Origin of the sequence: Lentzea sp. NPDC060358 (assembly GCF_042725365.1) — a bacterium.
Lineage (GTDB): Bacteria > Actinomycetota > Actinomycetes > Mycobacteriales > Pseudonocardiaceae > Lentzea.
Window position 1 is genome coordinate 1 of sequence record NZ_JBHXCW010000523.1, and the last position, 1007, is coordinate 1007.

Below are 1007 nucleotides of genomic sequence, written 5' to 3' on the forward strand. Positions count from 1 at the left end.
AGACAGCGGCACGGCACCCGAACGCGCCCCGGACTGGGCGGAGTTCGTCGAGGACGCGGTGGCCGCCGCACCCGTGCGGGCGGCGATCGGGGACCCGGGGCACCTGCCGGGGCTGCGCGGATTCGAGCGCGTCCTCGCCCCGTTCACCGCCTGCGCCGCGCGGCGGGTACGGGACGGGCTGCCCCGGCGGCTGGACCGGTGGGCCGATCCGGACGCCGTGCACGCCGACTTCGAGCGCCACCTCTCCCGGCGACTGGCCCGCCAGGCGGCCCGGACCCTGGTCCTGGAGCTGCACACGGCGCGCCGCGAGGGACGGCTGAGCGGGCACGGCCCCGAGGAGCGGTACGCCGACTTCCTGCGGCTCACCGGCGCCCGGTCCGGGCTGGCCGCGCTCTGCGCCGCGTACCCCGTACTGGCCCGTGTCCTGGGCCGCACCGCGCTCGACGCCGCCGCCGCGCTCACCGAGATGCTGGTCCGGTACGCCACCGACCGGCCCGCGCTGCCGGGCGTCCGCGACCCCGGGGGCGCGTCGGCCGGGGAGAGCCGGCTGGTGGGCGTCGAGCCCGGCGCCGGGGACGGTCACCGGGGCGGGCGGACGGTGATGCTGCTGCGGTTCGAGAACGGTGCCCGGCTCGTCTACAAGCCGCGCCCGCTCGCCGCGCACCGGCACTTCAACGAGCTGGTCCAGTGGTTCAACACCCTGCCCGGCACCCCCGGGCTGCGCACCCTCGCCCTGCTGGACCGGGGCCCGTACGGCTGGGTGGAGTTCGTCGCGGAACGGCCCTGCCGCACCGCCCGCCAGGTCGATTCCTTCTACCGGCGCCAGGGCGCGCTGCTGTCCCTGCTGCACGTGCTGGACGGCACCGACCTGCACCACGAGAACCTGATCGCGGACGGCGAGTACCCCGTGCTCGTCGACGTGGAGACGCTGTTCCATCCGCCACTGCCCGCCGCCGCCTCGGACGACCCGGCGGCCCGCGCTCTGCACGGCTCCGTGCACCGGGTGG

General features: G+C 77.1%; 1 protein-coding gene. It reads left to right on the forward strand.

The window, feature by feature from the left end; translation table 11 throughout:
• A partial coding sequence (locus ACFWGZ_RS41355) for a DUF4135 domain-containing protein (RefSeq protein WP_382457034.1) occupies positions 1–1007 on the forward strand: 1007 nt, incomplete at both ends.